This is a genomic window from Amycolatopsis rhizosphaerae (assembly GCF_007713715.1).
Taxonomy (GTDB): Bacteria; Actinomycetota; Actinomycetes; order Mycobacteriales; family Pseudonocardiaceae; genus Amycolatopsis_E; species Amycolatopsis_E rhizosphaerae.
The window spans coordinates 1-9119 of record NZ_VJWX01000285.1; the positions used below are offsets into that span (position 1 = coordinate 1).

The window sequence follows — 9119 nt, forward strand, 5'->3', positions numbered from 1 at the left end:
AGTGGGTCGGTGGGGCACAGGGGTACGCCGACAACCGCGTGGTCGTCGCCGACCCGGTGTAACCGACCCCGGCGGCGCTTTACGGCGCGCTCTCCCAGTCGCCGATCACCAGGACCTGCAGGGCGCTGACGAGTTGCTCCGCGCCCTCCAGGCCGAGCGGCGCCAGAAAGAGGCGGTCGACCTCCCGCCGGGCCGCGTCGGCCTTGCGCAGGCGTTCCTTGCCGGTCTCGGTCAGCTCGACGATGTTCTTGCGCCGGTCCTGGTTGCTGCGCCGCCGCTCGACCAGGCCCTTGTCCTCCAGACCGTCGATGAGGGCGACCATCGTGGTCCGGTCGACGTTCAGTTTCCCGGCCGCCTCCAGCTGAGACAGCGGATACTCCGCGGACAGCAGGGAAAGCACGGCCAGTTCGCGGGCGTCGATCCCGTACGGCGCCAGTGCCGCCGCCACCGCCTCGCCCAATCGGATCTGCGCGTGTTTGAGCAGGTAGCCAAGCCGGGACGCCAGCACTTCGGGGGGTCGTTGCGCCATAAAGGTCAAATTACCGCGACCTGATCGTCAGCAGAGCTGACGATCCGCTATAGTGACGATATGACCATCAAATTCGGCATCAAAACCAGCCCGATGCACGTGGGCTACGACGACATCGTCCGTGTCTGGCAGGAGGCCGACGACCTGCCCGAGATCGAGGACGCCTGGCTCTGGGACCACTTCCTCCCCCTCGCCGGCCCCGCGAACGGGCCGATCTACGAAGGCTGGACCCTGCTCGCCGCCCTTGCCGCACAGACCAGGCGGTTGCGCCTGGGATTGCTGGTCACCAGCAACCGCGTCCGCGAGCCCGCGGTCCTGGGCAAGATCGCCACCACGGTGGACGTGATCTCCGGCGGGCGGTTGACCATGGGACTCGGGGTGGGCGGCACCCATCAGCCGCCCGGCGCGGGCGGAATCGCCGGGGAGAACCCGGCCCTGCGCGAGTACGCGGCGTACGGCCTGAAGCCCGTGCCACCGGCGGAGGGCATCGCCCGCCTCGAGGAGACGATCGAGATTCTCCAGCGCATGTGGACCGAGGAGGTCTTCGACTTCGAGGGCCGCTACTACACCCTCATCGGCAACCGGAACGAACCCAAGCCGGTGCAACGGCCCCGTCCCCCGCTGCTGCTCGGGGGCTGGGGCAACCGGATGCTGCGCGTCGTCGCCGAGCACGCCGACATCTGGAACGTGCCGGGTCCGCCGCACAACTCGCTGGACTACCTCGTGGAGCGGGGCAAGGTGCTCGACGAGCACTGCGCGGCACTCGGCCGCGATCCCGGGGAGATCATCCGCTCCGTGCAGTACATCCTGTCCTACGAGGATCCGGCCGGCGCCCGGAAGGAGATCGAAGAGCTTGTCGAGGCCGGCATGACGCACATCGTCCTGGGCCTGCGCGCCCCGTATCCGGAAGGGGTGGCGCACTGGGTGGTCGACGAGATCATCCGGCCGCTGCGGGGCTGATGGGAAAACCGGGGGTGACGGTGGTCCCGGTCACGTTATGCGGGGAGAATACAAGTCAAGCGAAAGGCATACGGCGAAGGGGAGCACGATGCCCGGCTATCTCGTGACCGGCGCGACCGGCCTGATCGGACGACAGTTCACCCGGCTTCTGCTGGCCAGGGAGGACACCGAACGCGTCTATCTCCTGGTGCGGGGATCCTCCCGGGAACGGCTCGCGAGCCTGGTCGCGGGCTGGCCACATCCCGAGCGCGTCACCCTGGTTCTCGGCGACCTCTCCGCGGAGCGGCTGGGAGTCGGCGACGAGATCCGCGAGGAACTGCGCGGAAAGGTCGATCACCTGGTCCACCTGGCGGCCCTCTACGACATCACGGCGGGCGACGAGGCCAGCGTGCGGGCCAATGTGGACGGCACGGCCAGGGTGATCGAACTCGCCGCCGACCTCCGCGCTGGTTGTCTGCACCACATGTCCTCGGTCGCGGTGGCCGGTGACCACGAGGGCGTGTTCACCGAGGACATGTTCGACGTGGGGCAGCGCCTGCCCACCCCGTACCACCGCACCAAGTTCGAGGCCGAGCGGCTCGTACGACGGCAGCACGAGGTGCCATGGCGGGTGTACCGGCCCGCCATCGTGGTCGGCCACTCGCAAACCGGCGAGATGGACAAAATAGACGGTCCCTACTACCTGTTCACCGCGATCAGCAAGCTCGCCGGGGTACCGGACCTGCCGCTGGTCGGCCCCGATCTCGGGGATACGAACATCGTCCCGGTCGACTACGTGGCCAAGGCGCTGCTCGCGCTGGTCACCAAGCCGAATCTCGACGACCGCGCCTTCCATCTGGTCAGTCCGGAGCCGCAGTCGGTCGTGTCCGTCTACAACGCGTTCGCGAAGGCGGCGGGCGCGCCCACCATCGATCTGGAACTCGACGAACGGTTGTCGAAGGGGCTGCTCCGGCTGGCGAAACTCAGCGAGCACCTGCCGGGCGTCTCGCTCGTGCGCGACGCCTTCCTGGAACGGCTGGGGATCCCGCCGGTGTTGCTCGACAACGTCTCCTTCCCGTCGGTCTTCGCCTCGGCCGCCACCCGCAAGGAACTGGCCGCGAGCGGGATCGACGTGCCGCGCCTCGAGGACTACGCCGGTGTGTTGTGGCGGTACTGGCAGGAGCGGCTGGACCCGTTCCGCGCACGCCGGCCGGGTAGCCGTGGCGCGCTGGACGGCCGTCGGGTGATCATCACGGGGGCGTCCTCCGGGATCGGCCGGGCGACCGCGCTCAAGGTCGCGGCCGAAGGGGCGGTCCCCCTGCTCGTCGCGCGTCGCCAGCACGAACTCGAGGAGGTTCGCGACGAGATCATCGCGGCGGGCGGTTTCGCCTCGGTGTACCCGGCCGACCTCACCGACGAGGAGGCCGTCACCAAACTGGTCAAGCAGATCCTGCAGGAACACGGCCGGATCGACATGCTGGTCAACAATGCGGGCCGCTCGATCCGCCGGTCGATCAAGTTGTCCTACGACCGCTTCCACGACTACGAACGCGCGATGGCGATCAACTACTTCGGTGCGGTCCGGCTGATTCTGGCCGTGCTGCCGCACATGTCCGAGCGGAAGTTCGGCCATATCGTGAACGTGTCCTCGATCGGCGTGCAGGGAATCGCGCCCCGGTTCTCCGCTTACGTGGCTTCGAAAGCGGCGCTCGACTACTTCAGCAAGATCGCGGCGACCGAAACCCGCGGCGACGGGATCACCTTCACCACCATCCACATGCCACTGGTCCGCACGCCGATGATCCGCCCGACCAAGATCTACGACGCCTTCCCCACCAAGTCGCCGGGCCAGGCGGCCGACATGGTGGTGCGGGCGTTGAAGGAACGCCCGAAACACATCGGCACCCCGGAGGGCTACCTGATCCAGGCGGCGTACACCTTCCTGCCCGACCTGGTCGACGAGATCGCCTACGAGGGCTTCCGGATCTTCCCGGACTCGGAGGCGGCCGGCGGCACCGGCCGGGTCAAGCTCGGAAAGGGGGAACGGCATCTGTCCCGCGCGGCCACCCGGTTGATCAAATTGACCCGGGGCTTCCACTGGTGACACGGAAGAACTCACACCGACCTGACGGCACTAACGCCCCGTACCCGGGTACCTTCGTCGACATGGTTCCCGAGCGAGACAACGCCCTGCTCCCGCTGAAGCGCGACTACAACCAGGCCTGGCATGGATTCGACCGTGCGCAGGTGGTCCAGTACCTGGATCACGTCGAGCTGAGCATCCGCCGGCTTATGGCCGACCGTGATGCGGCCATGACCCAGGCGACCAAGGCGTCCCGGGAACTGGAGACGGCCCGCGCCGAGATCACCAGGCTGCAGGGCCGGGTCGAGGAACTCAAGCGCCCGCCGGAGCGGCTCGAAGATCTCGACGAGCGCATGCAGCGCACGGCGGACCTGGCGAACGCGCGCGCCGAGGAGGTCGTGGCCCGCGCCCAGGTCGCGGCGGAGGAGCACTGGGCCGCGAGCACCGAACTGTCCACGAAGCTGCGCGAGCGGTACGCGACTCTGATCAAGTCGCTCGAAACGCAGGCCGCCGCGCTGCAGGCCGAGCATCAGAACGCGCTCGAGGCGACCAAGAGCGAGGTGCGGAAGCTGACCACCGAAGCGGCGCAGCGGCGCACGTCGCTGGACATCGAAGCCGAGCGGAAGCGGCGCACCATCGAGCACGAGTTCGAGAGCTCGATGGCCGCGCAGCGGAGCGCGCTGGAGAAGGAGATCACCGACCAGCGGACGGCGAGCAAGACCGAGGCCGAGCGCCGGATCGCCGAGGCCACCGCGGAGGCCAAGCGCCTCGTGGGCGAGGCGACGGCGCGGGCGAAGCAACTCGTCACCGAGGCCACCACGAAGGCCGAACGCCGGGAGGCGGAGGCCGAAAGCAAGGTACAGCGCCTCAACTCGCTGGGCGCGGAGGCCGCGGCCCGGCTGAGCAAGGCGAACGAGGTGCTCATGCGCAGCCGTGAGGTCCTGGAGCCGCTGCGGGAGGAATCGATCGTCGACATGTCCCGCACCATCGACCCCATCGACCCGCCCACCATGCCTGCCACAGCCGCGAAACCGGCCGTGAAACCGGCCGCCCCGGCGAAGTCCGCCACCCCGGTGCAGCCGGTCAAACCGGCGCGCACCCCGGGCCAGGGACGCTGACTCCCTGCCCCGGCGCCCGGGGCAGGGCCACCGGCCCGGCACCCGGGTGACAGGTCCGCCGGGTCGCAGGGTCGCCGGGCCGCAGGGCCGCCCGGCCCCCGACCATCGGGCGGCGTGGTGGGGCCTTGACGTGCCGTGGCGGTCCGCCCGTCACGGCACCCGTGTGGTCAGGCCATGATCGGTTCACCGGGCAGACGCGGCCACGGGTTGAGGCGTTCGAGCTGCGCCGCCACCGCGAGCAGACGGGCCTCGCCCCCCGGGGTGGTGACGAGCTGAATGCCGATCGGCAGGCCGGACGGATGCCGGGCGGCGGGCACCGTCATCGCCGGATAGCCCGCCAGGTTCCACAGGCCCGCGAACCCCGCCAACCGGATCGACGGGATCGCGTTCGCCAGGCAGGACCGTTCGTGCCAGCGTTCCGCCTTGGGCGGCAAGGTCGCCAGCGCCGGGGTCAGCAGGACGTCGTGGTCCTCGAAGAACCGCTCCGCCCTGGCCAGCCAGCGGTCCCGGGTGCCGGGCCGGATCAGCCCGGCCGTCCGCAGCGCCCGCCCGAGCCGGACATGCGCCCGGGTCCGCGGCTGGAGCAACGTCCGGTCGAGACCGTCGGCCTGTTCGGACGGGCCGGCGAACCAGCGGCCGAGAATGCCCAGCGACGGTTCGACGCCGTAGTCGGGCGTGGCCCGCTCCACCCGGTGCCCGGCACCGGCGAGCACATCGGCGACCCGGTCCACCGCCGCGCACAGCGCCTTCGGGACCGGTGCGTGGGTGAGGGGCTGGTCGGTGGACACGGCCACCCGCAGCGAACCCGGCTCGCCGAGCGTGGCGAGCTCGGGTTTCCCGGCGAGCACGGCGAGCAGGAGTGCCGCATCGGCCACGGTGGTGGCCAGGCTGCCGTGCGCCGACATCCCGTACCAGCCGCCCTCCGGCAGCAGGTCCGCTCCCGGTTTGATGCCGACCAGCCCGCACATGGCGGCGGGCAGCCGGATGGAGCCGAGGCCATCGGTGCCGTGCGCGACGGGCACCAGCCCCGCGGCGACCGCGGCCGCGCTTCCGCCCGAGGAACCGCCCGCGGTGTACGCCGGGTTCCAAGCATTGCGGGAGATCCCGTCGGGGTCGCTGGTCATCGGCCAGATGCACAGCTCCGGCACCCGGGTCAGGCCGACGACCACCGCACCCGCCGCGCGGAGCCTGCCCACGATCTCTTTGTCCTCAGTGGACGGTGTCCGCGCGGAGGCGGCGGAGCCCCAGCCCGCGTATTCGCCGGTCATCTCGGTTACGTCCTTGACCGCGACGGGCACCCCGGCCAGCGGCAGCGCGGCGAGGTCCGGCCTCGACGCCAGCGCTTCGGCCTCCGCCAGTGCCGCCTCGGCACGCACCTTCCGGAACGCGCCGACGATCCGGTCGGCGGCTTCGATCCCGTGCAGCACCTTCTCCGTCAGCCGCACCGGGTCCAGCTCACCCGCGCGGACCGCCTTCGCCAGCTCCGTTGCCGTTGTCACCATGGCTGAACCCTAAGCACCGCCGCTAGTCCTCCGCGACCACGGGGGCAGTCGCGGTGCGTTCGGTACCGAACTCGATCCCCTTCGCCTCCTTGCCGACGAGCGTGAGCGTCGCGACCACGATCAGCACCGGGACGACCGTGACGGTGAGCGCGAACGGGTAGCCGTGGTGTGCGGCCAGCGACTCCTGGATGGGCAGGTTGAACGCGGCCAGGCAGTTGCCCAGCTGGTAGGTGACCCCCGGATAGAATCCGCGGATCGCGTCCGGCGACATCTCGGTCAGGTGTGCCGGAATGATGCCCCAGGCGCCCTGGACCATCACCTGCATCAGGAACGAGCCCAGGCACAGCAGCGCCGCGGTCCGGGACAGCGCGAACAGCGGCACGATCGGCAGGCCCAGGACCGCACAGAAGGCGATCGTGTAGCGCCGGCCGAACCGCTCCGACAGGGAGCCGAAGATCAGCCCGCCGGTGATCGCGCCGATGTTGTAGACCACCGCGATCCAGGTCGCCGTCGTCGAGGACAGCCCGGCACCGCCGGATCCGTGCGCGGCCAGGAAGGTCGGGTACACGTCCTGCGTGCCGTGGCTCATCCAGTTGAACGCGGTCATCAGCAGCACCAGGTAACCGAACCGCCGGATGATCTTCGGGTCGAACAGGATTTCCCTGATCGAGGTGCGGGTCACCCGCATCCGCCGCCGCGCGGACTCCCAGACCTCGGATTCCTTCACCCGGGACCGGATGATCAGGCTGATGAGCGCGGGTATGACGCTGAGCGCGAACAGCCAACGCCACGACAGCCCCGCCCAGTGCAGCACGACCAGTGCGGCGAGCGAAGCGAGCAGATAACCGAAGGAGTAGCCCTCCTGCAGGATTCCGGAAAAGAATCCCCGCCGCTTGGCGGGAATCTTCTCCATCGCCAGCGCGGCACCGAGCCCCCATTCACCGCCCATTCCGATGCCGTACAGCAGCCGCAGGACGAGCAGTACGGTGAAATTCGGCGCGAACGCGCAGAGGAACCCGGCCACCGAATAGAAGACGACGTCCACCATGAGCGGGATGCGGCGGCCCACCCGGTCGGCCCACAGGCCGAACAGCAGGGCACCGACCGGCCGCATCAGCAGCGTGGCGGTGGTGATGAACACGACGTCGGTCTTCTGCATCCCAAAGCTCTTGGCGATGTCGGCGTAGACGAAGACGACGATGAAATAGTCGAAGGCGTCCATCATCCAGCCGAGCACGGCGGCGAGGAAGGAGTTCCGCTGATCCGGGGTGAGGCGGGCACGGGCTTCCGCTGACGACTGTGTCATGATCCGACCCTATTTCCCCCGAAGACCTCCGACCATGCCGGATTTCTCGCATTACCGGCAAAACGGGGAAAATGGTCAGCCTCCCGGCTCGAATTCGGCGCGCACGCCGAGCAGTCGCACCGGCCGATCGTCGGAATACCGCGTCAGCACCTCCAGCGCCGCGCGTTCGATCTCGCGGGAATCACTGGTGGGCGCCGGGAGGGTGATGCTCTTGGTCCGCGTCACGAACGGCGCGAACCGGATCTTCACCGCCACCCGCGCGGCCGGGCGCCCTTCGGCGGCCACGTCTTCGGCCACCTTGCGGGCGAGCGCCGCCACCTCCCGACCGATTTCGGCGGGGTCGGTGAGGTTTCGCTGGAAGGTCGTCTCGTGTCCCCGTGACCGCGGCACGTACGGGGTGGCCGAGACTTCCCTGTCCCCCACGCCCAGTGCGAGGATCCGGTACCAGGGCCCCAGGGTCGGGCCGAAGTGCGCGGCGAGTCCGGCCGGATCGGCGGCGGCGAGTTCCGCCACGGTGTGCAGTCCCAGTCCGGCGAGCTTCCTGGCGGTCTTGTGGCCGATGCCCCACAGCGCCTCGGTGGGCCGGTGCCCCATCACCTCGTCCCAGTTTTCCCGGGTGAGACGGTAGACACCGCCGGGTTTGGCGAAGCCGGTGGCGAGTTTGGCGCGGAGTTTGTTGTCGCCGATCCCCACCGAGCAGGACAGCCCGGTCTCCGCGGCGACCGCGCGCCGGATGCCGGCGGCGAGCGCCTCCGGATCGTCGGTCCGGGCGCCGAGGAAGGCTTCGTCCCAGCCGAGCACCTCGACGATGACGGGGAACTTCCGCAGGACCGCCATGACCCGGGCGGAGACCTCCTCGTAGGTGGATTTGTCGACGGGGAGGAAGACGGCCTGGGGGCAGCGCCGGACCGCCGTCTTCATCGGCATGCCCGACTGGATGCCGTATTCGCGGGCCTCGTAGGACGCGGTGGCCACGACGGCTCGCTCGGTGGGGTCACCGCGGCCACCCACGACGACCGGCCTGCCCCTCAGTTCGGGGTGCCGGTTCACCTCGACCGCCGCGATGAACTGGTCGAGATCCACGTGCAGGATCCAGTCCGCTGGCACCCGACCAGTATGCGGCGAAATCCACCCCCGCTGTGACGCGTGACACGGTAGGGTGGCGCCGCCGGGGAAGATCCGGCTAGAAAGCCCGAACGAGTAGGCTCTACCACCCGAACGAAGGACAACGAAGGGCACGCTCTGTGACCACCGCGACGCACAGCCTCGACGCCTCGTCCGGAACGACCACGGTCGCCGAGCTGCTCGCCCGTAACGGCGCCGAGCCCGGCTGGACGCCTTCGTCCCGTCGCGCGAGCGACACCCTGGACGCGACGCTGCCGGCCATCCCGGTCATCACGACGACCCCTCAGCGCTACCGGTACGACAAGAACACCGTGACCGCCCTGCTGAGCGAGCCGACCACGGCCGCCGCCACCGCCGAAGGCGGCAAGGACGGGGCGCGGACGGGCAAGCGCATCGCGGGCCTCGCCTTCGCCGGTGCCGTGCTGGTCGGTGGCTGGACGCTGGCCACCGCCCAGGCCCAGGACCACGACGGCCCCTCCTCCGCCGAACCGGTCCCCGCCCGGATCCCGGCCGCGAC

General features: G+C 69.8%; 8 protein-coding genes. 4 read left to right on the plus strand and 4 right to left on the minus strand.

Annotated elements, in window-relative coordinates; translation table 11 throughout:
* Positions 1-79: 79 nt before the first annotated feature.
* Positions 80-529, minus strand: a complete 450-nt coding sequence (locus FNH05_RS24295) for a MarR family winged helix-turn-helix transcriptional regulator (protein ID WP_144591027.1) — start codon at positions 527-529, stop codon at positions 80-82.
* Between the two features lie 60 nt (positions 530-589).
* Between FNH05_RS24295 and FNH05_RS24300 the strand changes: the two genes are divergently transcribed.
* The 3 genes from FNH05_RS24300 (at position 590) to FNH05_RS24310 (ending at position 4669) form a co-directional block, all read left to right on the plus strand.
* Positions 590-1489: an LLM class flavin-dependent oxidoreductase gene (locus tag FNH05_RS24300; RefSeq protein WP_222426693.1), complete on the plus strand. Its 900-nt coding sequence runs from the start codon at positions 590-592 to the stop codon at positions 1487-1489.
* Positions 1490-1577: 88 nt separating this feature from the next.
* The gene (locus FNH05_RS24305; protein WP_144591028.1) at positions 1578-3572 is read left to right on the plus strand and encodes an SDR family oxidoreductase; all 1995 of its coding nucleotides are present in this window, start codon (positions 1578-1580) and stop codon (positions 3570-3572) included.
* A 62-nt stretch (positions 3573-3634) separates the two neighbouring features.
* Complete coding sequence (locus FNH05_RS24310; RefSeq protein ID WP_144591029.1) at positions 3635-4669, plus strand: coiled-coil domain-containing protein; 1035 nt, start codon at positions 3635-3637, stop codon at positions 4667-4669.
* Positions 4670-4836: 167 nt separating this feature from the next.
* Here FNH05_RS24310 and FNH05_RS24315 read toward each other — a convergent pair whose 3' ends face one another.
* From FNH05_RS24315 to FNH05_RS24325, 3 genes are all read right to left on the minus strand, one after another.
* A complete protein-coding gene (locus tag FNH05_RS24315; protein ID WP_186382709.1) occupies positions 4837-6171 on the minus strand; it encodes an amidase family protein in 1335 nt (444 codons plus the stop codon).
* A 22-nt stretch (positions 6172-6193) separates the two neighbouring features.
* On the minus strand, positions 6194-7477 hold the full coding sequence (locus tag FNH05_RS24320; protein WP_144591030.1) for an MFS transporter: 1284 nt from the start codon (positions 7475-7477) through the stop codon (positions 6194-6196).
* A gap of 75 nt (positions 7478-7552) precedes the next feature.
* Positions 7553-8584: a DNA polymerase IV gene (locus tag FNH05_RS24325; protein ID WP_144591031.1), complete on the minus strand. Its 1032-nt coding sequence runs from the start codon at positions 8582-8584 to the stop codon at positions 7553-7555.
* 137 nt (positions 8585-8721) lie between these two features.
* Here FNH05_RS24325 and FNH05_RS24330 point away from each other — a divergent pair.
* The coding region (locus FNH05_RS24330; RefSeq protein WP_222426694.1) for a hypothetical protein at positions 8722-9119 on the plus strand (398 nt) is incomplete at its 3' end.

What these genes read in the sequence shown, in the direction of transcription:
- FNH05_RS24295 (WP_144591027.1), bottom strand. Translation starts at nt 529, where the DNA reads ATGGCGCAACGACCCCCCGAAGTGCTGGCGTCCCGGCTTGGCTACCTG.
- FNH05_RS24300 (WP_222426693.1), top strand. Translation starts at nt 590, where the DNA reads ATGACCATCAAATTCGGCATCAAAACCAGCCCGATGCACGTGGGCTAC.
- FNH05_RS24305 (WP_144591028.1), top strand. Translation starts at nt 1,578, where the DNA reads ATGCCCGGCTATCTCGTGACCGGCGCGACCGGCCTGATCGGACGACAG.
- FNH05_RS24310 (WP_144591029.1), top strand. Translation starts at nt 3,635, where the DNA reads ATGGTTCCCGAGCGAGACAACGCCCTGCTCCCGCTGAAGCGCGACTAC.
- FNH05_RS24315 (WP_186382709.1), bottom strand. Translation starts at nt 6,171, where the DNA reads ATGGTGACAACGGCAACGGAGCTGGCGAAGGCGGTCCGCGCGGGTGAG.
- FNH05_RS24320 (WP_144591030.1), bottom strand. Translation starts at nt 7,477, where the DNA reads ATGACACAGTCGTCAGCGGAAGCCCGTGCCCGCCTCACCCCGGATCAG.